Raw genomic sequence first — 25,445 nt, forward strand, 5'->3', positions numbered from 1 at the left:
ACCATGGCTGGAATGACACCCCGCGAGATTGTTCACGAACTCAACAAACACATCGTAGGCCAGGAAGAAGCCAAACGGGCCGTCGCCATCGCGCTGCGCAACCGCTGGCGCCGGATGCAGCTGGATAACAGCCTGCGAGACGAAATCACCCCCAAGAATATCCTGATGATCGGCCCAACGGGCGTCGGTAAAACCGAGATCGCCCGCCGACTGGCCAAGCTGGCCGATGCCCCGTTTTTGAAAGTCGAGGCCACCAAGTTTACCGAGGTTGGTTACGTTGGCCGGGATGTGGAGTCCATCATCCGGGACCTGGCGGATGCAGCTATAAAGATGCTGCGCGAGCAGGAGATGAAGCGCCACGAGAACCGCGCTCTGGATGCGGCTGAGGAGCGCATCCTCGACGCCCTGCTGCCACCACCCAGGGACTTTAACGAAGACAGCCAGAAGCCGGCCGACTCTGCCACCCGGCAGATGTTCCGCAAAAAGCTGCGGGAAGGCGACCTGGACGACAAGGACATCGAAATTGACCTGAGCGCCAGCTCCGCAGGCGTCGAGATCATGGCGCCTCCCGGCATGGAGGAGATGACCAGCCAGCTCCAGAGCATGTTCTCCAACCTGTCTTCCGACAAGCGCAAGACCCGGAAGATGAAGGTGGCAGATGCCTTACGCCGGGTGAAAGACGAAGAAGCGGCGAAGCTGGTGAACGAGGAAGAAATCAAGCAGAAGGCCATTCAGGCGGTCGAGCAGAATGGCATCGTCTTCATCGATGAGATCGACAAAGTCGCCAAGCGCTCGGAAAACACCTCCTCGGATGTATCTCGTGAAGGCGTTCAGCGCGACCTGCTCCCTCTGATTGAAGGCAGCACGGTGAGCACAAAATACGGTTCCGTACGCACGGATCACATTCTGTTTATCGCCTCCGGCGCGTTCCACCTGTCAAAACCGTCCGACCTGATTCCCGAACTACAGGGCCGTTTGCCGATTCGGGTCGAGCTTCAGGCACTTACTCCGGATGACTTCAAGCGCATACTGACTGAGCCGGATGCGTCACTCGTTGAGCAGTACGAGGCGCTGATGGGCACCGAAGGGGTTAAGCTCACGTTCAGTGAGGATGCCATCGCCCGGATTGCCGAGGTGGCCTGCAAGGTTAACGAAACCACCGAAAACATCGGTGCTCGCCGCCTGCATACCGTGCTGGAACGTCTGCTGGAAAGTTTGTCCTTCGATGCGGGCGACAAGGTCACCGAGACATTTGAAGTGACCTCTGCCTATGTAAATGAAAAGCTTGGGGAGTTGGCCGAGGACGAAGATCTGAGCCGCTATATTCTCTAACCAAGGCTGCCGGGGTTCGCGAATCTGCCGAACCCCGGCTGCTTAATTCACTGGGCCTTACTGAATAGATGGCTGACGTTTTCAAAGCTGGACGCCAGCCTGCCCTTCTCCGCCCTTTTCTTCCTGCCTTTGGCCACATACAGCGGCAACATTTCGCCATACAGACTGGTACTGATGGTGCGTTGCTCATCCTCCAGCCGATCACGGCGCAGAGTAATTCCGTATTTGGCCAGACGGGGCTCTAGCTCATCCGCTCGCTTGAGCAGATCGCGACGAGTCATCTGATAAGCATGTTCGCACACCATTCTTCGGGATTGGAAACTGAACACGTTGGAGAAGAAGAGCTTCGCGTCGTCCCGGGTGGGTTCAAACAGCAAGATGTCCTTGTCTGGATAGTCGCGGGCGTATTGGGCAATGCCCGATTGCATGCGCGAATACACCATGGTCCGGAACATTTGTGACAGCAGGTTAGGCATCCCCGCCCGGGTCAACTCGCCCGGTTTCATAGAGCCGGAACGGACAGCGGCACTGGCGTCTATCGGCACCTGAGGATTTACCGCGAACACGAGATCCGCACCGTCTTCGAACGCGACCGAGGCGTGCAACCCTTTACGCAGCGTACCGTCCACGTAATAACGACCATCAATATCGACCGGCACATACAGCCCGGGTGAGGACGTGCTGGCCTGAATGGCCTTTGAAATCGGGACGTGATCAAAGCCCGGCGCGCCAAAACAGACCGCATCGGTGCTTTCCACGTCCGCAGCGACAATGTAAAGGCTGCGCTTGAGTTCCCGGAAATCATTCGTCCTGCCCAGCATGGTGAAAGCGCGCTTCAGGTAGTCGTGCAAGCCTTCGTTATCGAACAGTCCTGACGGCGCGGCCTGGGCGAGAATCGTCATCGCTTCCAGCAGGCTCTGGTCATAAGGGTTGTTAGCAAACCGCTGAAGGGCGGTAGACACCAAGCCCGGCACGGCCAGAAGACGACGACCGATCTCACGAAATGCCGGACGATAGAAAACCTCTGGGTGGAACGGATGTACTTCCGCTTCGTTCCGGACGAAAATCCGGCACAGCTGAGCGGTGGTCATCTGGTTGGCGAGATTGGCCGCCACGAAAGAGCCCGCGTTGACGCCCACATACACATCAATGTTATTGAAGTCGAGACCATCAAGGGCTTCATCGAGCGCCCGCAAGGCGCCGATCTCGTATATGCCGCCCAGCGGGCCACCACCACCTAGGGCGAGTCCGACACGAGGAGCGGTTTTCAGATCGGTTGGCGCTGTCATGGTTCATCCTATTCCGATTGGCAACATGGGAATGGCCCTTGTTAGACCTACCCTAGTCCAAACTACCAGCAGGATTTAGAGTTCTCACCCTATAATCATTCATTACAGCCCGCTGACTCAGGAGGCCGCTCGTTCTGCGTAAGCCGCACTGTTCGATTTGCCTGGCCGGAGGTAACGGCCAAATCCAGCATTGCGAAGGGCCAGATCTACACAACTTTTGATGACGTGGGGCGAGTCCAGGAGCAACACATCCTCCAACAGCTGCATGGCCCACTCACGACTGACACTGCGAATCACCGACTTGACCTTCGGCAGACTGGCGGCGTTCATCGACAGGGAGTCATAGCCCATCGCCATCAGCAGGAGGGCACCACCCGGGTCACCCGCCAATTCACCACAAATACCAACCGGCTTGCCCACCACATGGGCATCCTGCGCGATTCGAACAAGCGCCTGAAGCACCGCCGGATGGTAGGAATGGTATAGCTGGGCCACCCGGGGGTTGTTACGGTCGACCGCCAGCAGATACTGGGTCAAATCGTTGGAGCCTACCGACAGGAAGTCCACCCGTTCGGCCAGTTCACGGATCTGGTACACCGCCGCCGGCACTTCCACCATCACGCCCACTTTCGGCATGTGAATGTCATAGCCCTCTTCCCGGACCTCATGATAAACCCGGTAAATCAGGTGCAGCGACTCTTCCACCTCCGATACATTGCTAATCATCGGTAACATGATCTGCAGATTATTCAGGCCCTCACTGGCTTTCAGCATGGCACGAACCTGAACCAGGAAGATTTCCGGGTGATCGAGCGTGACCCGAATGCCACGCCAACCCAGGAAAGGGTTTTCTTCCTGAATGGGGAAATAGGTCAGGGATTTATCACCGCCAATGTCTAAGGTCCGCATGGTTACGGGATTTGGCGCAAAAGCCTCGAGCTGTTCCCGGTAATACTCGCGCTGCTCCTGTTCCGACGGGAAGCGGTCCTTGATCATAAAGGGCACTTCGGTCCGGTACAGCCCAATGCCTTCGGCACCGTGCGACAGGGAACGGACCACATCGGTCATCAAGCCGGTGTTCACCAGCAGCGACACCCGGTGATGATCAATCGTCTCGCAGGGCTGATCCCGCAGTGCTTCCAGCCCGCGGATCAGCTCATCTTCTTCTTCACAAATGGCCTGGTAAAACGCGCGCAGATCATCCGAGGGCGAGGCAAAAATCTGGCCTTCAAAACCATCAACAACCAGTTCCTTGCCGTCCAGTTGATTGACGGGGATATCCACCAGTCCCATCACGGTAGGTACGCCCATGGCCCGGGCCAGAATGGCGACGTGAGAGTTACTGGAGCCCTTGACCGAAACAAGTCCGACCAACTGGCCTTTCGGCACCTCCCCCAGCATCGCAGGAGTCAGCTCTTCGCTGACCAGCACCGTACGTTCCGGGTATTCGAGTTGTTCCTGCCCGCGCTCCTGAAGGTGGGACAAAAGCCGGCGACCAAGGTCCCGGATATCCACCGCCCGCTCCTGCAGGTAATGATCATCCATCATCTCGAAGTGGCGCACGTACTGCTGAACGACCTGCTTCAGGGCCCCCTGAGCCCAGATTCCTTCGCGGATTTTGTTCGTCACCTCGCCCGGCAAAGCGTCATCGCCGAGCATTCTCAAGTAGACATCAAATAACGCCAGTTCCTCCGGCCGGAGCTGTGAGGCGAGGCGCTCGGCGACCCGTTCGATGTCATCCCGAACAGCCTTTACCGCTGACTGGAACAGAACAACTTCCTGTTCAACATCCTCTGGCGCTTTTTCCGGAACGGCGTCCAGGTCGGCTGAAGGGTAAACCACGACACTCTGGCCGATCGCGACTCCCGGAGCGCCTGGCACACCATTGAAACTAACGTCCCGGGCCTCTTCACCGGTCAGGGAAAGACCGCTGATCACACCGGTGGCTTCACTGTGAGCAATCACGCCCGCCAACTGGGCCGACACAGTCACCAGGAAGGCTTCTTCACCCTCATCGAAGGTTCGTGTGTTCTCCCGCTGCTGAACAACCAGAACCCCCAGTACTCGGCGGTGGTGGATGATGGGAACACCCAGGAAGGACCGGAAACGTTCTTCACCGGTTTCCGGGAAATAGCGGTATCGGGGATGAGACGGCGCATCTTCCAGGTTGATCGGCTCTTCGCGGGAACCAACCAGGCCAACCAGGCCCTCGGAATAAGCCAGGGTGACCTGCCCTACCGCATCTGGATAGAGCCCCTCGGTGGCCATCAGGATATATCGATTGGTTGCCGGATCCAGCAGGTAAACGGAGCACACTTCGGTGCCCATGGCCTTCTGCACACGCGAGACGATGATATCCAGCGCCTCCTGGAGATCCCGGGCGCTGTTCACCTCTTGTACAAGACTTCGCAATATGCTCAGCATGCGCGTTTAGTCCGTCACCGTCTGGGGCTCCCGGGCTCGTCGAGTCTGTTCGCGCCGCTGCCACTGTTCCATCTCATGGAACAAGCGGGGAGCCAGCTCCCTCAGCGCCCGCCGGTAGACTTCACGTTTGAACGAGACAACCTGCCCCAATGGATACCAGTAGCTAACCCACTGCCATCCATCGAATTCCGGCGAATCGGTTCCGTCCACGCAAACCCGCGCGTCCGGCGACAGCATCCTCAACAGGAACCATTTTTGTTTTTGGCCGACGCAGACGGGATGCGAGTTATGACGCACCATCCGCTTTGGCAGCCGATACCTGAGCCAGCCCCGCGTACAGCTGATGATTTCCACATCGCTGGCGGCAAGACCGATTTCTTCTCCGAGCTCCCGGTATAATGCTTCCTCCGGCGATTCGTTGGCATTGATTCCGCCCTGAGGAAACTGCCAGGCATCCTGCCCGACACGCCTAGCCCACAGCACTTCACCCCTGTGGTTGGCCAAAATGATTCCGACGTTGGGTCTGAAACCGTCTGAATCTATCACGGCACAGTCCTCTTATAAGTCGGTCGGGCAGTTCATATTTCGAACGGCCACAATTATCCAAGTTGTTTTCATTCTTGCAGAAACGCACGGCCACAGCAAACGGAGCTGCGCACGTTCGGCCATGGTAGACTAGCCGCTTTCCAAGACACGGTTTGCGTTCCGGAGGTAAAAAGTTGACGCTCGCTATCTTTGATCTCGATAACACCCTGCTGGCGGGAGACAGCGATCACGCCTGGGGCGAATTTCTGGTGGAAGAAGGCATCGTTGATCCCGAGGAGTACCGCAAGGCCAACGATCGCTTCTATCAGGAATACCTGAACGGCGAACTGAACATCCTTCGCTATCTGAGCTTTGCCCTTCAGCCACTGGCAAAGCACGAAATGTCACAGCTCCTGGCGTGGCGCGATCAGTTCATGGAGAAGAAAGTTCGCCCGATGATGCAGCGTAAAGCGGGTGAGCTGCTGGATACTCACCGCACCCTGGGCCACACCCTGATGATCATCACCGCCACCAACCACTTTGTGACAGAGCCTATTGCTGCCGAGCTGGGGATAGAGCACCTGATTGCGACTGAACCGGAATTGAAGGATGGGCGGTACACGGGCCAGGTCGCCGGCACACCCAGCTTCCAGGATGGCAAGGTTTCCCGGCTGAACCACTGGCTGGCGGATACTGGAGAGAGTCTGGACGGCGCCTGGTTCTTCAGCGATTCCCATAACGATGTGCCACTGCTTGAAGCTGTGGACAATCCCGTCGCTGTGGACCCGGACCCGACCCTGGAATCACTGGCGCGGAAAAGAAACTGGAAAATCCTGTCGCTAAGAGACTGACAGGCACGTGAGGGAATCCGACCAGCTCCCTTAAAGGAAGCTGGTCAGTGACCGCACGAAGCAGGCCTTGATGTAATCGGTTTCCGGAATACCGGGAACCACCGGATGATCCGGCGCCTGATGCCCCTGCTCCAACAGCTGCACAAACCGGTCAATCTTGCGGCCACTGCTGCGAATAATATCCACAAGCTGGCTCTGTGACAGATGCATGGAGCAGGAGGCCGACACGAGAATGCCCTCGCGCTCCAGCAATCTGAGCCCAAGCTGGTTCAGCCGGGCATAGGCCTGTTCACCGGCCTTCTGATCACGGCGGCGGGGAATCAGGGCCGGCGGATCCAGCACCACGATATCGAATTTTTCCTTTTCGTCGCACAACGCCTTGAGTGCTTCAAAAGCATCGCCCTGAAGGGTCTCCACATTCTCCAGCCCATTGAGCGCAGCATTGTGATGCACGCTATCAATCGCCGATGCCGAGCTGTCCACACAGGTTACCTGGCTGGCGCCCGCCGACGCAGCCTGGACCCCCCAGCCGCCGACATAACTGAAGACATCAAGCACTCGCTTGCCCGGCGCATACGCCTGCAGGCGCCGGCGATTCATGCGATGATCATAGAACCAGCCAGTCTTCTGTCCCTCCGCCAACGAGACTTCAAACCGAACCCCGTTCTCTTCCACCGGCAGCACGGACACTTCTGGCCCATGGGCCTGCTCGACGTAATTCTCCAGCCCTTCAACCTTGCGCATCTTGCCGTCATTCTTGAGCACGATGGACTTTGGATGAACGAGGCGCTGAACGGCCCGGATGATGGAGCCTTTCATCTGTTCCATGCCCGCCGTGGAGATCTGAATGACCACGATATCTCCGAAGCGGTCCACCACCAGGCCTGACAGTCCGTCACTGTCGCCAAAGACCCAGCGGTAGAAAGGGCGTTCAAACAGCGTTTCCCTAAGCGCCAGTGCCGTCTCAAGCCGGTGCGTCAGCCGCTGGGGCGTCATACCATGAGACGGATCCCGGCTGATCAGTCGTCCGCAGATCAGTGCATGAGGGTTCACAAATACCGACCCCAGAGGCTTATCATTGGCAGCCCTGAGTTCCGCCTGGGCACCGGCTTCAAACCCGGAGAGCGGCGATCGGCGAGTGTCCACCTCGTTGCTGTAGACCCAAAGATGACCGGCACGAAGACGTCGCTCCGCACCTTTTCGAAGATACAAGACAGGTAAGTTCATTTCGGTTATCCGAGGGGAAAGAGTTACATCTCTGCGGCAACGTGATCCGCGTAAGCGTCCGCATCCATCAGACCGTCCAGCTCACCTTCATCCGCCAGCCTGACCCGGAACATCCAACCCTCACCGTAGGGGTCTTCATTCACTTTTTCCGGCTCATCTTCCAGTGCTTCATTTACTGCGATCACTTCACCGGTAACGGGACTGAACACATCGGAAGCCGACTTGACCGATTCGGCAACCCCCGCCTCTTCCCCACCGTTAACGGTGACGCCCAGATCGGGCACACCAACATACACCACATCCCCAAGCTGTTCCTGGGCGAAATTTGTGATGCCTACGGTCGCCGTTCCATCATCGGCTACACGGACCCATTGATGAGTGTCGATGTATTTCAGATCTGCAGGTATGTCGCTCATGGTCGGATTCCCTGGTGAAAATTTTGCGCAGTGTAACTCAAGAAGCTAGCAAAACGTGAGCGCGGACGCAGGGGAAGAACCGAGAATCAGTATGAGGGAATTTGGAATTCAATATCCGCTGCTGGACTGGTCAAGCTCGAAACTGAAGTCCAGAGCACGGTGAACCCGGGTAGTAAAGCTGCCATCGGCATCAAACTCGAACCAGCGGTACCCCGGTGCCAGCGGCTCCACGGAGAAGTCGGATGAGCCGGTGGTGAATTGGATACAGGTAGACGGAGTTGAAAGCAGGCGCACACCGTCACGAACTATGTTCTGTTCCTGGTGAATATGGCCCCATAGCACGACTTTCACTTGAGGGAAGCGTTCGATAACCTGCCAGAAAGCCTCTCGATTTTTAAGGCCAATGTTTTCCAGCCAGGCACACCCGATATCAACGGGGTGATGATGAAGGGACACCACCGCCGGCATCTCCGGATACTCGGACAACACCTGCTCAAGAAACGCCAGCTCGGACTGCAACAGCTCGCCATGAACCTTTCCTGGAACGGACGAATCCAGCAGGATGAACTGCCAGCCACCCATCAGGATACGACGATGATTGGCACCGAACTCCTCCGCTACCTGCTTGAGGGTGCCAGCGTCATCGTGGTTGCCTGGTGACCAGGCGGTCTGGCACTGAAAGACAGTCAACCGCTGGCCAAACACCCGATAGGCTTCTTCCGAACCGTCCTGAGCGAGATCGCCGGTGGCGAGGACCAGATCAGGCTGACCATGGGACTTCAAAACCTCATCGACAACGGCAGAGAAACTGTCCCGGGTGTTCACACCCAGCAGTTGCCCGCTGGCGTTTGCCATCAGATGGGGATCGGTAAGATGCAGAACCCGGAGAGGTCGGGTTTCGTTTGGCATGGTCATGGTAATCAGTTTCGCCTTACTACGCGTCACTTGGTCGAGATTTGAGTGTACGTTGTCGAGGTAAGATTTTATTGCCCCTGAATGCCACGGGCATCACATTCTCAGTAGTGTCTGGCGATATATTGCGATTTTTAACAACTCAGACATGAGCCCGGCCTCTCAAAAACCAGGTCAATAAGACGATGGTCAAAGACCGCTCAGTCCACACCCTCGCCGGCAGGCCAGGCTGCCTGATCGATGGGCAGATGACCAAACCGGAGGCAGAAATCGAGCCAGTCCGCCAGGAAACCGTTCACCTGGACTTTCTCATCCGGGTGATGCATGAAACGGTTCGGGTAGTCGTTAACCGGCGCGATCTGACGATCGCGATAGCAACTGATCACTTCGGCCATCGATGCATCGTGATAGACCCGCACGGTCATTTCCGGATTGTTCAGCCAGCGGCCTGAGTTGTGGATCTGCTCAAGTAGCAGGGTTTCCGTGTATTTTGCTGTCTGCAGCACCTTGATCTGAACCCTGCCAAGGTAGAGGCTCTCACGGCGTAACTCGAATGCATTGATCGACCTGCCGTTCAACTCGAGCTGGCGCAACCGGCGAAGGCGCTGGTAGTTGCCGTCACACAGTGCACCCAGGCGCTGGAGATCCGGCACATAAGCTTTGGGTTTGATGGTCCACTCAGTCATAGACCCACCTCGTTACGCAGTCTCGAACGGTTCAGCTGCAACCATTGAAGGGCGATAATGGCCGCCGCGTTGTTTATTCGTCCGTCACGAATCATTTCAATGGCCTCGTGCGAGGAGAAAACGTGTGCACGGATATCTTCGTGTTCGTGCTCCATACCATATAGGCCACCCGCCGACTCGGTACTGACCAACCCACAGTACAGGTGGACCAGTTCCGACGTCCCCCCCGGCGATACCAGGTAATCGCAGATACGCTCCAGACTGCGGAAGGTCAGACCAGCTTCTTCCTGGCCTTCCCTTCGCGCGACTTCTTCCGGCGTCTCTCCGTCTTCATTCATCCCGGCAACGAGTTCCAGCAACCAGGGCGACTGGTCTCGCCCCAGCGCCCCAAGCCGGAACTGTTCCAGCAACACCACTTCGTCACGGACCGGATCGTAGGGCAATACGCAGGTCGCATCACCCCGGATGAAAAGCTCACGGGTGAACACCGGCATATTCTTCCCGTCGAAGCGGGCGTGCGTCAGCCACAGCTTGTCCAGACGGAAAAACCCCTGAAACACGGTTTCCCTCCTTTCGATATGGACATCGCTGGCACTGAACTGAAAGGGACTGGACATTTTTTCTCCAATCGAAACCAATTCTGAACAATAGCCGGTGATTCCGACCCATTGCAAGCAGGCCGAAGCCGCTGTGAACACACCAAAAACGTGACGATCAGATCTTGTCGTAGAGCTTACCTCCGGACTCCATGAATTCCCGGGATTTTTCCTGCATCCCGGTTGCCAGCGCCGAATTTTCGTCCAGATCACGGGCCCGTGCGTAATCCCTCACCTCCTGGGAAATCTGCATGGAGCAGAATTTCGGGCCGCACATGGAACAGAAATGTGCCACCTTGGCGGACTCCTTCGGCAGGGTTTCATCGTGGAACGAGCGAGCAGTGTCCGGATCCAGTCCCAGGTTGAACTGATCCTCCCACCGGAACTCAAACCGGGCCTTGGAGAGCGCGTCATCACGGACCTGGGCGCCAGGGTGACCTTTGGCGAGGTCTGCGGCATGGGCGGCAATCTTGTAGGTGATGATGCCGGTTTTCACGTCCTCTTTATTCGGCAGCCCGAGGTGCTCCTTGGGCGTCACGTAGCAGAGCATGGCACAGCCATACCAGCCAATCATGGCAGCACCGATGCCGGAGGTGATGTGGTCGTATCCCGGCGCAATGTCCGTCACCAGCGGACCCAGTGTGTAGAAAGGTGCCTCATCACAGCATGTCTGCTGCTTGTCCATGTTTTCCTTGATCAGGTGCATCGGCACATGCCCCGGTCCTTCGATCATGACCTGCACATCGTGCTTCCATGCGATTTTGGTCAGCTCGCCCAAGGTTTCCAGTTCACCAAACTGCGCCGCGTCGTTTGCGTCCGCCACGGATCCTGGCCGCAAGCCATCGCCAAGACTGAAGGACACATCGTAGGCCTTCACGATCTGGCAGATGTCTTCGAAGTGTTCATACAGGAAGCTCTCCCGATGGTGGGCCAGACACCACTTGGCCATGATGGAACCGCCACGGGAGACAATACCGGTGACCCGATTGGCGGTGAGCGGTACATGGTGCAGCCGCACCCCGGCATGGATGGTGAAATAATCGACACCCTGCTCGGCCTGCTCGATCAGGGTGTCGCGGAAGATATCCCAGGTGAGGTCTTCCGCCACACCGCCCACTTTTTCCAGCGCCTGGTAGATAGGTACGGTGCCGACCGGGACCGGGGAGTTGCGAATGATCCACTCCCGGGTTTCATGGATATGTTTGCCGGTGGAGAGGTCCATGATGGTATCCGCGCCCCATCGGATGCCCCAGGTCAGTTTTTCGATTTCGTCCTCAATGGACGAGCTGACCGCCGAGTTCCCTATGTTGCCATTAATCTTTACCAGGAAGTTGCGGCCAATGATCATCGGCTCCAGTTCCGGATGATTGATGTTGGCGGGGATGATTGCCCGTCCTTGAGCCACTTCATCCCGCACGAACTCCGGGGTAATTACCTTGGGCAACGAAGCCCCATGTGACTGGCCGGGATGCTGGGATTCGAGCAGCCCCCGCTCGCGGGCCTCCTGCAATTTGAGATTTTCCCGGATGGCGATGAACTCCATCTCCGGCGTAATGATGCCCTGGCGGGCGTAATGCATTTGGCTCACGTTCTTCCCGGCCTTCGCCCGCAACGGCTTTCGCCCCTCAAAAAATCTCAGGGGATCCAGTGTCGGGTCGGCGTTTCGCCGACGGGTAAATGCCGAGGTGTACCGGGACAGTTGCTCCACATCCCCACGCTCTCGAATCCAGTCCCCGCGCAAGGGGTCGAGACCCTTGCGAATATCGATTCGGGCCTCCGGATCCGTGTACGGGCCAGAGGTGTCGTACACCAGCACGTCAGGATTGGATTCGCCGCCCATATCGGTGGGAGTGATACTCTGGCTGATGGCTCGCATCGGCACCCGGAGATCGGAGCGGGAACCTTGCACATACACTTTTCGGGAACTGGGCAGCGGCTCAACCGCAGCCGGATCCACGCGGGCAGAGTCTTTGAGGTAGGAGATTTCGTCTGTCATCACTGGCTCCGGGTCTGTCAAAGGAACGGTGGTCGCGCATGACAGAGCCCGGCTCAACGGACATTGAATCAGTGCCCGTGCGCGTCGTTAAAACGCTTGCCAGTGATCGGTATGGTCGTTGATTCCTACGCCGGTATTATCCGGATCAGGTTGCGGGTTCTGCTGTGCAATCTCAGCCGACCGTTCACCGTTTAAAACAGTAAACTGGTCAGCACCCCGTCAAGACGCGAAACTTGATTGTGTGGCACCTCGAATAAGTGCGCCTAGCAAGTGTAGAGCTATGCCCATTTATTGTCCATAATGGCCGTCCAGCTTCCCAAGGATCAACTGCGATTGGATTTTTTTTCTGTTTTATAGGAAGTTACAACCTTCAATCGCGGGACACGTTCGTGCACAGGTATTCAGGAGACACTATGAAGAAGCAACTGCTTTCCGGGCTGATAGGGCTTTTCGCGACCCAGTCCGTTTTTTCCATGGATCTGGTAGAGACCTACGAGAAAGCATTGTCTTACGATTCCGGCATAGCGGCCGCACAAGCCCGCTTTGAGGCACAGGAAGCCGCCAGCGATGTTACCCGGAGTGCGTTGTTACCCCAAATCGGCGCTTTCGGCGATGCAAACTACATTGATGTCGACGGCCCCAACCAGGATGCCGGTTACCGCGAACTGGGCTTTGGGGCGCAGCTGACCCAGCCTGTGTTTCGCGCTGATGCCTGGTATCGCTTCGATGCCAGCCAGTTTCAGACCGAATCGGCCCGCGCCCAGTTCAACCTTGCCCAGCAGCAACTGATTCTTGACGTGGCGACGGCTTACTTCAATGTGCTGCTCGCCCAGGACACGGTGACCACCACTCTGGCAGCGGAAGCCGCCATCCAAAGACAATACGAACAGGCTCAGGAGCGCTTTGATGTCGGCCTGATAGCCATCACTGAAGTCTATGAAGCCCGGGCGTTGTTCGATGACACCCGCAGCCGGCGTATTGTTGCAGAGAACCAGCTCAACGTTGCCAGGGAACAACTGGCCCGCCTGACCGGCGAGTACACCGAGGAACTGGAAAACCTGCGCGAAAACTTCCCCCTTGGACGCCCGGAGCCGGCCGATCCCGCCGCCTGGGAGAAAACGGCCCTGGAGCAGAACTGGTCAATTCAGTCCGCTGTTTATGATCTAAACACCAGTGAAGCCAATCTGAGGGCAGCCAAAGCAGGGCATTACCCCACCCTGGATTTGAACGCTTCCTACGGCAAATCCGACATTGATGGGCTGGAAGAGCCAGGCGCGACGTTTACCCAGCGGGACGGCACCACCACCCAGGGTGTAATCGGGCTAACGCTGAACGTGCCAATCTATACCGGTGGCGGCACCCAGGCCTCAGTTCGCCAACAGCGCTCTCTGCTGGACGTCGCCGAAGAAACCCTGAACACGGTGCGCCGGGATGTTCGTGTCACCACCCGCAGCCTGTTCCTGACAGTAAACAATAACATCGAGACCGCTTCAGCCCTTGAACAGACCATCGTGTCCCGACGCAGCGCGCTGGATGCAACCCGCGCAGGTTATGAAGTGGGAACCCGGAATATTGTCGAGGTATTGGATGCCGAGCGTGCTTACTACGTGGCGCTCCGTGACTACGCCAATGCCCGCTACGATTACGTGGTCAATACCCTGCGCCTGCAACAGGCCGCCGGTACACTGAGTCCGAAGGACCTTATCGTGCTGAACAACTGGCTGAGCGAAACGGCACCGGGCATTGAAGCACTGGCAAACGAGAACGAGGTACTGGAAGACCCGACCCAGTGAACGGCGAGGCGGGCGCCTGAAGGCAAGCCCGCCGTCACAAACGCTCGATGATTCCGCTGACTACCCTGTCCAGGGCGCCCCGGTTTTTTTCAACCACCGCCAGTGCCCGCTCACCGGAGGCTCGCCGGGCCTCTGGATCTCCCACCAGATCAACCAGATGTTGCGCCAGCTCACTGGCGCCAGACACCATGGTTACCCCCTGATCTTCCCGCAATCGCTGGTAAATGGTTTCAAAGTTAAAAACGTGAGGGCCGGAAAACACCGGAATCCCCCAGACCGCCGGTTCCAGGGGATTATGGCCACCACGGGTAATCAGTGAACCGCCGACGAAGGCGATGTCACTGGCGCCATACAGCATCATCAGCTCCCCCATGGTATCCCCCAGATAGACCTGCGCGGTCGTGGGCTCGTCCGAGCCTGACCGGCGAGCAAGGGACAGACCGGCTCTGGTCACCTTGTCTGCCACAGAATCAAACCGGTCGGGGTGACGGGGAACCAGTATCAGCAAGGTCCTGGGGTGCGCTGCCAGTACCTGCTGATGCGCCGCCAGCAGCATCTCGTCTTCACCTTCATGGGTACTGCCGGCCACCCAGACCACTCGGTTTCCGAATGCCGCTTTCAATGTTCGTGCAGACGCGTGAACATTTGCTGGGATATCCACATCGAATTTCACGCTTCCGGTGACCGATACACGGCTAGGCTCCACACCCAGCCGACAAAAACGCTCAGCGTCCTTCTCCGCCTGTGCGGCCACCCAGCTGAGACTTTGCATAATCGGACCGGTGAGTCCTTTAACCCGCTCGTAACCACGAGCAGAGCGCTCAGATAGCCGGGCGTTAATCAGGAAAATAGGCACACCGAGGGCACGACTTTGACGAATCATGTTCGGCCAGAGCTCGGTTTCCATGATGACAAGAATTCTGGGCTGAACCCGTGCGAGGAAGCGCCTGATAGAGCCAGGTGTATCGTAGGGTGCATAAGCATACTGGACCTGATCCCCGAACATTTTCCGGGCCTGCGCCAGGCCGGTATCCGTCATCGCGGTCATCAGGATGGTGATACCCGCCTTTTGTGCCAATAGCCTCCGAACCATCGGACCCGCAGCGATGGTCTCCCCCACCGACACGGCGTGAACCCAGACAACCGCCCCATCCACGGGCGGTACAAAGCCAACCCTGTTGCGCCAGTTATTCCGCAGGTCCGGTGCCTTTCGTCCATGCCACCATAACCGAAGTAAAATGAAAGGCAGCAGTAGCCGAATTAACAGGGAATAGATAAAGTGAAGCACAGACGACTCCCAACCAAACAGTACGCTATCATAGCGGAAATCCAGTGTTTTTTCCTCTAACCGGGAAAACAGCGCAACGGGATGTGCATGGAATCCGGCACCTTCAAGGATCTGTTTGCAAGTGAACAAGACATATCGTAAACCCCCACGAAACACAGACTTTTCAGCGTACCGGCATCCACGCTGGTGGCCCACCTGGTGTGTGATCGGCCTCATGTGGTTACTGGCGCACCTGCCCCTGCGCCTGCAGTGGTGGCTTGGCAAACTTGCCGGCCTGCTTGCCTTGCGGCTTGCAGCTCGCCGACGACGGATAACCGAAACCAATATCCGACTATGCTTTCCGGAGCTGACAACAGAGCAACAATCGGCATTGGTTCGAAAATCCTTTATTGCCAATGGCATTGGCCTGATGGAGCTTGGCCTCGCCTGGTTCCGCAACCCGAAACATTTTCTGGACATCACCAGGGTGCATGGACTGGAATTTTTCGAGCAGGCTCGCGCTCAGGGGAAGGGTGTACTGCTGCTTGGCGGGCATTACAGCACACTGGATCTGGGCGGCGCGCTGGTCACGGAACACATTGCAGCCGATGTGATGCAGCGCGATCATAACAACCCACTCATGAACGCGGTAATGACAAGGGCGAGAGAGCGGCGTTACGGCACTGTGCTCGGTGCCAGGGACCTGAGGGGCCTGTTCAGAAGCCTGCGACAGAACCATGCAGTGTGGTATGCCACAGATCAGGATTACGGCCGCAAGGACATTGTGTTTGCGCCATTTTTCGGAATACCTGCAGGAACCATCACCGCGACATCGCGGATCGCCGAACGAAGTGGCTGTGTCGTTGTCCCGTTCAGCCACACACGCCGGGAAGACAAACCCGGCTACGACATCTACTTCCATCCTGCGCTGGAGAACTTTCCCAGTGGAAACGATTTGCAGGACGCAACCCTGATCAACCGGACGATCGAGCAGGAAATCCGCAAAGCCCCGGACCAGTACCTCTGGATGCACCGCCGGTTCAAAACCCGACCGGACCCTGACGATCCGGGCTTTTATCAACGCAAGTAGACAGACCCAATGGAGACGGGCACACCGTGCCTCAAACTATGGCGACACTCGACAGGGAAAGAAGCGAACCGCCGGTGGTCTGGCTGCTGACGGACAACAAGCCAGGTCATCGAAACCAACTCAAAGGCCTGGGCAACCGACTGCGTGCGCTGGCCGGTGCCAACCTTCACTGGGTTGATACAGAGTCGATTGCCGTTCCCCTCTGGCGGTCGTTTCTGGGCATGCCGCCCGCTGCCGACTATCCACCGGCAGAACCCGACCTGATTGTCGGCGCGGGCTCGGGCACGCACCGCTTGCTGCTGGCGCTACGGCGAAAAAAAAACGTCTCCACTCTGGTATTGATGAAGCCCGGATTCCCGCTCGGCTGGGTCAGTGCGGTCATTACACCGGCCCACGATCGCGTTGCCGAGGGGCCCAATGTTCTGCTGACCGAGGGCGTGATCAACACCGTGACACCACTGGCCCGAATCACTGACAAGCCAGAGGCGTTGATTCTGGTGGGCGGGCCCTCTCCCCACTTTGACTGGGATGAGGACGTTCTGCTTGGCCAGATCCACCATCTGATCAACCACTATACAGGTTGGCGCTGGACCATCAGCGGTTCGCGGCGGACTCCGGAGCCGCTGTTGGGCAAACTGGAGGAGCTGGCCGGACTGAAGATTTCCGTCGTCCATCCGGAGCGCACCCATCAAGACTGGCTTAATCACCAGTTATCCGCATCCCGTGCGGTCTGGGTAAGCCCGGACAGTATGTCCATGGTGTGCGAGGCGGCCACCTCCGGCGCTCCCACGGGGATATTCCAGCTTACTCCGGTGGCTGGCAGTCGAGTGGCAACCGGAATCGACCAGCTGGTAAAGAACGGCCGTATCGCCCGATGGTCAGACCACGCGTCGGTCATGACAGAAAAGCCCCTTCGAGGACAGCCTTTCTGGGAGGCGGATCGCGCGGCGCGCTGGGTACTGGAGAAGGAACTGCTGCCAACACCGCCGCAGGAAGAACTCACCGGAGGGAGAGTGGGGTGAGAGTCCTGCAGGCTTTGCCAGCCCTGCACAGCGGGGGCGTGGAACGGGGCACCGTTGAGTTCGCGGCTGAACTGGTCAAACGTGAACATGAGTCATTCGTCGTCTCCAACGGCGGGCCAATGGTCCAACATCTGCACGAGAACGGCAGCACCCACGTCCAGATGCCGATACACAGGAAATCGCCGGCCTCCTTCGGCCAAATCCTTCCCATGCGGAGACTGATTCGTCGGATTCGGCCAGACATCATCCATGTCCGGTCCCGCATGCCAGCCTGGATCATTCACCTTGCCTGGCTCAGCCTGCCCGCTGCCGAACGGCCACTGATCGTATCGACGTTTCACGGCATGTATTCGGTGAATCCGTACAGCGCTGTCATGACCAAGGCCAATCACATCATCGCCGTTTCAAACTGCGTCCGGGACTACGTGCTGAACAACTTCAATGTTGCGCGGGAAAAACTGACCGTTATACAACGAGGGGTCGATGTGGACCAGTTCCGCGAACATCGCTTGGATCCATCCTGGACCCATGCCCTTTTAGCGACCTACCCGCAACTCAAAGACCAGAAAATATTGATGATGCCGGGGCGTATTTCCCGCTGGAAAGGCCAACTGACCTTTCTTGAGGTTATGGCGCAACTGATCCGGGAGCGCAATGACTGCCACGGCATCATCGTCGGCGGTGCAGAGCCCGGCAAAGAGCATTTCATGGAGGAGCTGAAAAAGCGTTGCGAAGCGCTTGGCCTGTCGAAGCATGTCACCTTCCTGGGCCAGAGAAACGACATGGCTGAACTGTATCTTCTCTCCGACCTGGTATGTCACCTGTCCACCAAACCTGAGCCGTTTGGCAGGACGGTCACCGAGGCTCTGGCGTCAGGCACGCCCGTAGCCGCCTTCAACCGAGGTGGCGCGGCTGAAACACTGCAGGCCTGTTTCCGTGAAGGGCTGGTCACTCCGGACGACACAGAAGCATTTACCGAAACAGTTGTCCGGTTACTTGACGGGCCAACGCCGGACATACAGATTCCCGACCGCTTCCGACTGGAGGCCCAAACAGAGGCAACGCTTCGGATCTACCAGCAGCTTGTGACCGGGCGCCGGGCCTTATCATGACGGAACGTCACCTGACGCTGGCGTTTGTGATTGCCACTCCGGGTACCAACTGGGGGGGTATGGAACGGCACACCGTAGACCTCGCCAAGGGGATGGCCGAGCGCGGGCACACCGTGCATGTTCTTGGACATAAGAGTTACCACGACCACTTCCCTCCCCCCGTGACGTTTCACCGCCAACCGGTGCAACTGGGCCGAAAAAACCCATGGCTGCAGTGGACGATAACTCGCTGCCTCAGAGATATTTCGCCTGATATTGTCCATGCGCAGGGGAGCAAGGCGGCTGACCTTGTCAGCCGGTCCAGCCTTTCCCTGAGCACACTGCGATTAGGTACCGTTCATGGCATTAAATCGAACCACCGGGCGTTTCAACACCTGGATGCGGTCATCGCTGTAAGCCAACCAATATTTGTTGCACTGGAACATCCTCGGAAGCGACTTGTCCCGAATGGCGTGCCGGCCCCACTCACTCGCGGCCAAAGCGCTCCAGCAGTCACCAGCCAGCCCGATGGCACCATCAATGCGATTGCCGTTGGTCGCCTGGAACCCGTGAAAGGATTTTCGAAACTGATAGAAGCCTGGAGCAACCTCGTCCCGGACGAACGCCACTACCATTTGACCATTTATGGTGAAGGCTCCGAGCGGCCCAGACTGGCGCAGTTGATCAATCGCCACAGTCTTGCAAAATCAGTCACCTTGGCAGGCTTCCAGCCTGCGATGGAGCAGGTCTACCAGGAAGCGGACCTGACCATCATCAGCTCAGAGCGCGAGGCGCTGTCCTATGTGTTGATCGAGAGCCTCCTGGCTGGTTGCCCCGTAGTTTCCACCCCCATTCCAGCCATTCAGGCCCTGCTGCCAGAACAGGCCGTCAGCACAGCCCATTCGGTCGAAAGCCTTGCCCAGCTGCTGAGCTCCTGGCTGTCAAACCTGCCAGATCTGAGAGTGCTGGAAACAGAAGCGATCATTTTTGCGCGCACGCACCTGACCCTGGAAAACATGATCGCCAATACCGAAAGTTTTTATCTGGAAACCTTGCAATGCCACCACACTGGGACTCCCTGAGAATGGGTAACCGCTCTACTGACGACGATTAAGTTCGTCCATCAATTGAAGCTCTCGGGCCTTTGCCAGACGCATGAAATTCCGATTGGCAGCGGTGATAGCCACACTCAGACCAAACCAGCCATTCAGGACCTGCCGATGCAAAAGGTAATACTTCAAAAACTTGACAGGAAATTCCGCGAACAACCGGATGGAACTGATGCGCCGGCCTTTGCCGTGCATATACCTGGCCTGTTCGGATGACAGCTGACAGTACTTGCGTTCCATTTGCTCAAGCGAGACCAGCGTCCGGTGTAACACGTCGCCCTTGAGCTCCAGCACCCTCCCCTCCTGAACCTGAGGGCGATCGTTATTGCTGTCTCGCTCAGCAACAATCATCGCCCTCTTGCGGTTATACAGCCGGAGAATTTTCTTCGATTTGTCGTGACGGAAAGGGTGTCCTTGTATGGGCGGGGATAACACCCAGCGCATTCGATAGCCCGCGACATCCTGTGGCATCGGGCTGGCAAACAGTGCCTGAATGTTCCTCACCAGGGTATCCGACAGAACCTCATCGGCATCCAGGTCCAGCACCCAATCGTTCCGACACAGGGAGGCAGCATACGCCTTCTGACAGGCGAAACCTTGCCAATCTCGATGCACGACCCGGGCACCGGCCTCCCTGGCAATCTCGCAGGTTCGATCCACGCTGCCCGAGTCCACCACGATAATCTCATCGACCCACCCCTGAACTTTGGCAATGGATTCCGGCAGCCTCAGCTCCTCATTCCGGGTAATAAAATAAACCGACAGTGGCAACGGCATTCGAAGCTCCTTGCTAAACCTTCATTTTCGTGTACCTGCGGGACAATTATGTGCTACCCCTATGGTAAGATGACGAGCTAAATAACGGATGTAACAACCGATGCGCAGCGGGCAAAACGCGCTCTAGACCAGACACGGAGTATACCCATGATTCACCCCGTCATTATGGCCGGTGGAACCGGTTCCAGGCTATGGCCGATGTCCCGGCAGCTGAACCCCAAACAGTTTCTGAAATTGACGGACGGACCCTTGTCCATGCTGCAAGCGACCGTGGCTCGTCTGGATGGCATGGACGCCAAAGAGCCCCTGCTGATCTGTAACGAAGAGCACCGCTTCCTGGCGGCCGAACAAATGCGCCAAGCCGGCAAGGAACAGGCCGATATAATCCTCGAGCCCTGTGGCCGAAACACCGCCCCGGCCATTGCCCTGGCGGCACTTCAGTTGGTGGAAAGAAGCAGCGAAGCCAATCCACTCATGCTGGTACTCGCCGCAGACCACCTTATTCAAGACACCAAAGCCTTCCAGGATGGCGTCAAGAAAGCGATTCCTCTGGCTCAGGCAGGCAGTCTGGTAACCTTTGGCATCGTGCCCCAGCATCCGGAGACCGGGTACGGATACATCCATCGGGGCAACGAGCTGGCGATGAATTGCTTCACGGTTGACAGCTTTGTGGAAAAACCCGACCTGGACACCGCCAAGGCATATCTGACCTCCGGTGATTATCTCTGGAACAGCGGCATGTTCCTGTTCAGCGCCCAGGACTACCTGAACGAGCTGGAAGCGCACCGCCCGGATATTCTCGCCGCCTGCAAAACCGCCATGTCCTGCGCCAGCCAGGACCTTCACTTCACCCGGGTCGACGCAGACGCCTTTGCTCAGTGTCCATCGGATTCCATCGACTTTGCGGTGATGGAAAAGACCGAAAAAGCCGCTGTTGTCTCCCTGGACGCCGGCTGGAGTGATATCGGCTCATGGTCCGCCCTGTGGGATGTCAGCGAAAAAGATGAGGCAGGAAACTGCCTGAGTGGCGATGTCATTACCCACGATACCCGCAACACCCTTGTCCGGGCCGACAGCCGACTGGTCGCGACCGTTGGCGTAGACAACCTGGTGGTCATCGAAACCAAGGACGCGTTGCTGGTTGCACACCGGGACAGAGTTCAGGACGTGAAAAACATCGTGGAACGGATCCGTGACGATGGCCGCCACGAACACATGAACCATCGCGAGGTCTACCGCCCCTGGGGAGTTTACGACTCTATCGACAACGGATCCCGTTACCAGGTGAAACGGATCACCGTGAAGCCCGGTGCCAAATTGTCAGTACAGATGCACCACCACCGCGCCGAACACTGGATCGTGGTCAGCGGCACCGCCAAGGTGACCAACGGCGAGAAGACCTATCTGGTCACTGAAAACCAGTCAACCTTTATACCCGTCGGACAGACTCACTCACTGGAAAACCCCGGCGTCATTGACCTGGAACTGATTGAAGTCCAGTCCGGCTCTTACCTGGGCGAGGATGACATTGTACGTTTCGAGGATAAATACGGAAGAACCTGACGATAACTACTCGCAAACACAAGGGTGCGCAATGCGGCGCACCCGACCTGTTTAAGCCGTACCTTCGTCAGATCAGATCTAACAGAGCTTGCCTTTTTGATAAGGCTCGGTGGCCATCCCAGAAGCCCATCGCCTCGACGTTGCTTGCCAAGCTCAGGGCCGTTTGCTAACTCGATATGCTCAAAACTCCACTGATTTTGCTGCGGCAAATCATTCCCTGAGTCGTTAAAATTGTGCCCAACCATATCAGCGGAGCCACTGCCCCCTTCGGGATCCTACGATAAGAGTTCGGTCAGAATCGTGTTAGAGTTTTGCCCGTTTAGTCACAATCATTCGAGGAGCCTCGGGATCTGGCAGACTGAGCACGATTCAACCTATTTTCTACAGGACTGCATGCATGAAACTTTCCGTTATCATGACCACCTACAACTCACCGGAATGGCTGGAGAAAGTCCTCTGGGGCTACAGCGTTCAGACTCATAACGATTTTGAGCTGGTGATTGGTGACGACGGGTCAACGGAAGAGACCCGTGAGGTAATTGATCGCATTCGCGAAGAAACCGGAATGACGATCAAACACGTCTGGCAGGAGGACAAGGGTTTTCGTAAGTGCCGTATCCTCAACAAATCGATTGTCGAAGTTGAATCAGAGTATGTGGTATTTACCGACGGCGATTGCATACCTCGCAAAGACTTCCTTGAAGTGCACGCAAAAGAGGCCGAGCCAGGCCGCTATTTGTCTGGCGGGTACCACAAGCTGCCCATGAGCACGAGCCAAACGATAACCAGGGACGACATCGTCAGTGGGCGCTGTTTCGACCTGAACTGGCTAAAGGAAAACGGACTAAAGTCCAGCTACAAAAACAGCAAGCTGACCGCCACGCCACTCAAGGCAAAAATCTTCAATACGCTCACCCCTACTGCCTGCAACTTCAAGGGCTCGAACGGTTCCGCCTGGCTCGAGGACATTCTGGCGGTGAATGGTTTTGATGAGCGCATGCCCTGGGGCGGACTTGATCGGGAATTCGGGGTGCGGCTGATCAACTCCGGCATCAAGCCCAAACACGTGCGTTACAACGCCATTGTGATTCATCTGGATCACAAGCGCGGGTATAAGGATCCGGAGCTGGTGGCAGCGAACAAGGCCTTGCGAGTGGGCTCCGAAAAAGAGAAAACCAAGGTGACCCCGTGCGGCATCAAGCAGCTTGAGGCATCCGAATGATTTTCTGCGTCTTCTCCTTTAACCGGGGCCGCTATCTGGAAAACTGCATTGGATCTATAGAAGCCTGCGCACCCGGTTCCCCGATTGTGATCTTTGATGACAACAGTACGGATCCGGAAACGGTTCAAGTGCTCGAAAAATTCCGCGCCAAACACCGCATCATCCAGCCCCAGCGGGACGAAAGGTCCCGCCACCACCTGGGCGGATTGTACGGTAATATGCAGCGGGCATTTGAGGAACACCTGGATGCCGACCTCGTCTGCTATCTGCAAGACGACACACAGATGGTTCGCAGGCTTGACGAGGATGACCTTGCAGGAATCGAGCAGACGTTCGAAAAAGCCCCCTCTCTGGGCTTTATAAACCCATGTTTCATCCGGGGCATAAATTTCACCAGGGGCGCTCAATATGCTTACAACCCCGAGCTCAAGCTTTATTTCAGGGAACATTCCCAGCGAAGTTCAGGAACTTATTTTTCGGCACTGCTCATCATGAAACCAAAGCGGCTGAAAGACGCAGGGTGGTCTTTCGCGCAATCCGAACCAGCGAACAATCAGCAAGCCAGAAACCAGTTTATGCCCATGGGCTACCTGCACTCCCCCTTCGCCATGTGGCTTCCGGAGGTACCCGCCTATCGGGGCAAGAAAAAAACCCTGGGGCTGAAGCTTGCGGAAAAAAAGCGAAACTGCGGCTACTACCCCTTCGCACTGATGAGCGAATCCCAAATAACCGACCTCAAGGGGCGGCATGAAAGCGCTCTCCCGATTGCGGAGGACTTTCTTCACTGCGCAGATCATGAGCCCCCCAAGCCCTGGGCTTACAATCCACTGACCAACACCGGCTGGATCAAAACCCTGAACCAGGCGGAAGTCTCGCTACGGCGACTGTTCAAATAGCGGCTCTCCGCTCCGCCACACGCGTTCAGCCTGTTTCACTGGCTGAACGCGTCAACCGGTCACGATCTGACCAAAACAGGATAAAAACGACAGGCACCCAGAGGAACAGCCAAACGGCCTTGATCGAACTGATCACCGTATGAGACCCGGTCAGGGTCAACATGAAAACCAGCCCCAGCAGTGCAAAAAGCCCAACTTTCTCTTCCATGCCAGCATGGCTGATTACGATGCTTCTCACGACCAATCCAATCATTGTCGCCAGAAAACACAGGCCAACTATGCCGGTTTCAACCAGGGTGCCAATAAACAAATTGTGGGCGTGGGTGACAGGAACTCCGTTCGGTATCCAATAGGCTTCCGCTGCGGTTAAGACATCGGGCGGCGTCCCTGCTCCGAAGCCAAGCCACCATGATGCCGGCGGATACTGCAGATAGCCTGCCCAGATCTCCAGCCGGTACGACGCCCCCCTGCTGAGCAACTGCTGGACATAAGCGTCTCCACCATAAAGAGCCACCACGATCCATGCTACAACCGCTGAAACCACACTGACCGCCAGAAAGCTTCGCATGTCGGATGCTTTCACCAGAACAAGTACACCAAGGTACATCAGGTAGACCACCATCGCCCCGATGGGCGCACGACTCTCTGACAGCAAAACGGCCAGACAGACACTCGCCAATGAAGCGCCCAGAAGCGCCTTGTCCCCTTTCGTAAAGCCAGAACGCACACTTGCCAGCAGTAAGTGACCAATAGCGAAATAAACCAGAAGAATGGATCCGGCCTGAATCGGGTTATGCAACGCTCCCAACCCTGTTAACCGCCCTCGAAGATCAAAATAAAAAACAAACATAATAACGGCGGCCAGCGCCCCGAAAAGCGCGCACCAAAGGAAGAGATAGGCCCACCATCGCGGCGACTTAACGACATGAGGCATCCAGATATAAAGCGCGAGCAAACCGAAGGTTATCTCCACACCCCAGCGAAAGGCCCGCACATGCTCGCTCATAGGACCAAAGCCAACCACGAACGTGCTAATGGATGCATAGGCGAAAAACGCCAGAGAAACCAACAGGAACGGGTCTCTCCAGTTGATGCCCGCCCGCCGGGCGAACAGGAGAATCAGGACGGTTGGTATGAGAATGCCGTGAAAAAATGCCTTGTAGAGGTCTTGATGGGGGGCCAGCACAGTGACCAGAAGCCATACTGCAAACAGCGCTGGTGTTTTGCTTTTTACCTTGTCTGCAAAGCTGCTTTGACTGACCTTGCCCAGCGAATCACTGACTTGATGACTACTACTTTGCTCTACCACTACTTCGTTCTCCGACGAGCATCATCCCGGAAGATTCAACATTGCTCCAAAT

At 56.9% G+C, this 25,445-nt stretch carries 22 protein-coding genes and 1 riboswitch; of the genes, 10 read left to right on the top strand and 12 right to left on the bottom strand.

Features of this window, described 5'->3' with window-relative positions; genetic code table 11:
- The first annotated feature begins 3 nt into the window (after nt 1-3).
- Entirely contained in the window at nt 4-1,332 is a 1,329-nt protein-coding gene (gene hslU, locus K8I84_RS15405; RefSeq protein WP_223795671.1) for an ATP-dependent protease ATPase subunit HslU, read from the top strand.
- Nucleotides 1,333-1,379: 47 nt separating this feature from the next.
- On the opposite strand, the gene K8I84_RS15410 is transcribed toward hslU, so the two are convergent.
- The 3 genes from K8I84_RS15410 to K8I84_RS15420 all read right to left on the bottom strand — a co-directional run bounded on the left by K8I84_RS15410 (nt 1,380) and on the right by K8I84_RS15420 (nt 5,591).
- Nucleotides 1,380-2,621: a patatin-like phospholipase family protein gene (locus K8I84_RS15410; RefSeq protein ID WP_223795672.1), complete on the bottom strand. Its 1,242-nt coding sequence runs from the start codon at nt 2,619-2,621 to the stop codon at nt 1,380-1,382.
- A gap of 117 nt (nt 2,622-2,738) precedes the next feature.
- Nucleotides 2,739-5,045 (bottom strand): phosphoenolpyruvate--protein phosphotransferase, encoded by a 2,307-nt coding sequence (gene ptsP, locus K8I84_RS15415; RefSeq protein ID WP_223795673.1) that lies wholly within the window; start codon nt 5,043-5,045, stop codon nt 2,739-2,741.
- A gap of 6 nt (nt 5,046-5,051) precedes the next feature.
- Nucleotides 5,052-5,591 (bottom strand): RNA pyrophosphohydrolase, encoded by a 540-nt coding sequence (locus tag K8I84_RS15420; protein ID WP_223795674.1) that lies wholly within the window; start codon nt 5,589-5,591, stop codon nt 5,052-5,054.
- 173 nt (nt 5,592-5,764) lie between these two features.
- Here K8I84_RS15420 and K8I84_RS15425 point away from each other — a divergent pair, with 173 nt between their 5' ends.
- Complete coding sequence (locus K8I84_RS15425) at nt 5,765-6,421, top strand: HAD family hydrolase (RefSeq protein WP_223795675.1); 657 nt, start codon at nt 5,765-5,767, stop codon at nt 6,419-6,421.
- 30 nt (nt 6,422-6,451) lie between these two features.
- On the opposite strand, the gene K8I84_RS15430 is transcribed toward K8I84_RS15425, so the two are convergent.
- From K8I84_RS15430 to thiC, 6 genes are all read right to left on the bottom strand, one after another.
- Nucleotides 6,452-7,648, bottom strand: a complete 1,197-nt coding sequence (locus K8I84_RS15430; RefSeq protein WP_223795676.1) for a class I SAM-dependent rRNA methyltransferase — start codon at nt 7,646-7,648, stop codon at nt 6,452-6,454.
- A 23-nt stretch (nt 7,649-7,671) separates the two neighbouring features.
- Nucleotides 7,672-8,064 (bottom strand): glycine cleavage system protein GcvH, encoded by a 393-nt coding sequence (gene gcvH / locus K8I84_RS15435; protein WP_223795677.1) that lies wholly within the window; start codon nt 8,062-8,064, stop codon nt 7,672-7,674.
- 108 nt (nt 8,065-8,172) lie between these two features.
- The gene (cpdA, locus tag K8I84_RS15440; RefSeq protein ID WP_223795678.1) at nt 8,173-8,979 is read right to left on the bottom strand and encodes a 3',5'-cyclic-AMP phosphodiesterase; all 807 of its coding nucleotides are present in this window, start codon (nt 8,977-8,979) and stop codon (nt 8,173-8,175) included.
- A gap of 197 nt (nt 8,980-9,176) precedes the next feature.
- A complete protein-coding gene (locus tag K8I84_RS15445; protein ID WP_223795679.1) occupies nt 9,177-9,662 on the bottom strand; it encodes a DUF1249 domain-containing protein in 486 nt (161 codons plus the stop codon).
- Nucleotides 9,659-10,279: an NUDIX domain-containing protein gene (locus tag K8I84_RS15450; protein WP_223795680.1), complete on the bottom strand. Its 621-nt coding sequence runs from the start codon at nt 10,277-10,279 to the stop codon at nt 9,659-9,661. Before K8I84_RS15450 ends, K8I84_RS15445 begins: the two co-directional genes overlap by 4 nt.
- Nucleotides 10,280-10,376: 97 nt before the next feature.
- Nucleotides 10,377-12,254 (bottom strand): phosphomethylpyrimidine synthase ThiC, encoded by a 1,878-nt coding sequence (gene thiC, locus K8I84_RS15455; RefSeq protein ID WP_223795681.1) that lies wholly within the window; start codon nt 12,252-12,254, stop codon nt 10,377-10,379.
- A gap of 105 nt (nt 12,255-12,359) precedes the next feature.
- Nucleotides 12,360-12,483: riboswitch (TPP riboswitch) on the bottom strand.
- Between the two features lie 184 nt (nt 12,484-12,667).
- Between thiC and K8I84_RS15460 the strand changes: the two genes are divergently transcribed.
- Entirely contained in the window at nt 12,668-14,047 is a 1,380-nt protein-coding gene (locus K8I84_RS15460; protein WP_223795682.1) for a TolC family outer membrane protein, read from the top strand.
- A gap of 34 nt (nt 14,048-14,081) precedes the next feature.
- Here K8I84_RS15460 and waaA read toward each other — a convergent pair whose 3' ends face one another.
- On the bottom strand, nt 14,082-15,335 hold the full coding sequence (waaA, locus tag K8I84_RS15465; RefSeq protein ID WP_223795765.1) for a lipid IV(A) 3-deoxy-D-manno-octulosonic acid transferase: 1,254 nt from the start codon (nt 15,333-15,335) through the stop codon (nt 14,082-14,084).
- Between the two features lie 121 nt (nt 15,336-15,456).
- On the opposite strand from waaA, the gene lpxL reads away from it, so the two are divergent.
- From lpxL to K8I84_RS15485, 4 genes are read left to right on the top strand one after another with little or no spacing between them, the layout of a single operon-like run.
- The gene (lpxL, locus tag K8I84_RS15470; protein WP_223795683.1) at nt 15,457-16,404 is read left to right on the top strand and encodes an LpxL/LpxP family Kdo(2)-lipid IV(A) lauroyl/palmitoleoyl acyltransferase; all 948 of its coding nucleotides are present in this window, start codon (nt 15,457-15,459) and stop codon (nt 16,402-16,404) included.
- Nucleotides 16,405-16,442: 38 nt separating this feature from the next.
- Nucleotides 16,443-17,426, top strand: a complete 984-nt coding sequence (locus K8I84_RS15475; RefSeq protein ID WP_223795766.1) for a mitochondrial fission ELM1 family protein — start codon at nt 16,443-16,445, stop codon at nt 17,424-17,426.
- Nucleotides 17,423-18,538, top strand: coding sequence for a glycosyltransferase family 4 protein (locus K8I84_RS15480; protein WP_223795684.1), 1,116 nt, complete (start codon nt 17,423-17,425; stop codon nt 18,536-18,538). The genes K8I84_RS15475 and K8I84_RS15480 overlap by 4 nt, the downstream gene beginning before the upstream one ends.
- Entirely contained in the window at nt 18,535-19,599 is a 1,065-nt protein-coding gene (locus tag K8I84_RS15485) for a glycosyltransferase (RefSeq protein ID WP_223795685.1), read from the top strand. Before K8I84_RS15480 ends, K8I84_RS15485 begins: the two co-directional genes overlap by 4 nt.
- A 15-nt stretch (nt 19,600-19,614) precedes the next feature.
- Here K8I84_RS15485 and K8I84_RS15490 read toward each other — a convergent pair whose 3' ends face one another.
- Nucleotides 19,615-20,403, bottom strand: a complete 789-nt coding sequence (locus K8I84_RS15490; RefSeq protein WP_223795686.1) for a glycosyltransferase family 2 protein — start codon at nt 20,401-20,403, stop codon at nt 19,615-19,617.
- A gap of 147 nt (nt 20,404-20,550) precedes the next feature.
- On the opposite strand from K8I84_RS15490, the gene K8I84_RS15495 reads away from it, so the two are divergent.
- From K8I84_RS15495 to K8I84_RS15505, 3 genes are all read left to right on the top strand, one after another.
- Entirely contained in the window at nt 20,551-21,966 is a 1,416-nt protein-coding gene (locus K8I84_RS15495) for a mannose-1-phosphate guanylyltransferase/mannose-6-phosphate isomerase (protein WP_223795687.1), read from the top strand.
- A 397-nt stretch (nt 21,967-22,363) separates the two neighbouring features.
- Nucleotides 22,364-23,188, top strand: a complete 825-nt coding sequence (locus K8I84_RS15500; protein WP_223795688.1) for a glycosyltransferase family 2 protein — start codon at nt 22,364-22,366, stop codon at nt 23,186-23,188.
- Nucleotides 23,185-24,084, top strand: a complete 900-nt coding sequence (locus tag K8I84_RS15505) for a glycosyltransferase family 2 protein (RefSeq protein WP_223795689.1) — start codon at nt 23,185-23,187, stop codon at nt 24,082-24,084. Before K8I84_RS15500 ends, K8I84_RS15505 begins: the two co-directional genes overlap by 4 nt.
- A 25-nt stretch (nt 24,085-24,109) precedes the next feature.
- Here K8I84_RS15505 and K8I84_RS17025 read toward each other — a convergent pair whose 3' ends face one another.
- Nucleotides 24,110-25,393, bottom strand: coding sequence for an O-antigen ligase family protein (locus K8I84_RS17025; protein ID WP_223795690.1), 1,284 nt, complete (start codon nt 25,391-25,393; stop codon nt 24,110-24,112).
- Nucleotides 25,394-25,445 lie beyond the last annotated feature (52 nt).

The sequence above is a fragment of the Marinobacter sp. F4216 genome (assembly GCF_019931195.1).
Classification (GTDB): domain Bacteria; phylum Pseudomonadota; class Gammaproteobacteria; order Pseudomonadales; family Oleiphilaceae; genus Marinobacter; species Marinobacter suaedae.

Bases quoted from the DNA above. Each gene is read 5' to 3' on its own strand.
- hslU (WP_223795671.1), top strand. From the start codon at position 4: ATGGCTGGAATGACACCCCGCGAGATTGTTCACGAACTCAACAAACAC.
- K8I84_RS15410 (WP_223795672.1), bottom strand. From the start codon at position 2,621: ATGACAGCGCCAACCGATCTGAAAACCGCTCCTCGTGTCGGACTCGCC.
- ptsP (WP_223795673.1), bottom strand. From the start codon at position 5,045: ATGCTGAGCATATTGCGAAGTCTTGTACAAGAGGTGAACAGCGCCCGG.
- K8I84_RS15430 (WP_223795676.1), bottom strand. From the start codon at position 7,648: ATGAACTTACCTGTCTTGTATCTTCGAAAAGGTGCGGAGCGACGTCTT.
- gcvH (WP_223795677.1), bottom strand. From the start codon at position 8,064: ATGAGCGACATACCTGCAGATCTGAAATACATCGACACTCATCAATGG.
- cpdA (WP_223795678.1), bottom strand. From the start codon at position 8,979: ATGACCATGCCAAACGAAACCCGACCTCTCCGGGTTCTGCATCTTACC.
- K8I84_RS15445 (WP_223795679.1), bottom strand. From the start codon at position 9,662: ATGACTGAGTGGACCATCAAACCCAAAGCTTATGTGCCGGATCTCCAG.
- K8I84_RS15450 (WP_223795680.1), bottom strand. From the start codon at position 10,279: ATGTCCAGTCCCTTTCAGTTCAGTGCCAGCGATGTCCATATCGAAAGG.
- thiC (WP_223795681.1), bottom strand. From the start codon at position 12,254: ATGACAGACGAAATCTCCTACCTCAAAGACTCTGCCCGCGTGGATCCG.
- K8I84_RS15460 (WP_223795682.1), top strand. From the start codon at position 12,668: ATGAAGAAGCAACTGCTTTCCGGGCTGATAGGGCTTTTCGCGACCCAG.
- K8I84_RS15475 (WP_223795766.1), top strand. From the start codon at position 16,443: ATGGCGACACTCGACAGGGAAAGAAGCGAACCGCCGGTGGTCTGGCTG.
- K8I84_RS15485 (WP_223795685.1), top strand. From the start codon at position 18,535: ATGACGGAACGTCACCTGACGCTGGCGTTTGTGATTGCCACTCCGGGT.
- K8I84_RS15490 (WP_223795686.1), bottom strand. From the start codon at position 20,403: ATGCCGTTGCCACTGTCGGTTTATTTTATTACCCGGAATGAGGAGCTG.
- K8I84_RS15495 (WP_223795687.1), top strand. From the start codon at position 20,551: ATGATTCACCCCGTCATTATGGCCGGTGGAACCGGTTCCAGGCTATGG.
- K8I84_RS15500 (WP_223795688.1), top strand. From the start codon at position 22,364: ATGAAACTTTCCGTTATCATGACCACCTACAACTCACCGGAATGGCTG.
- K8I84_RS15505 (WP_223795689.1), top strand. From the start codon at position 23,185: ATGATTTTCTGCGTCTTCTCCTTTAACCGGGGCCGCTATCTGGAAAAC.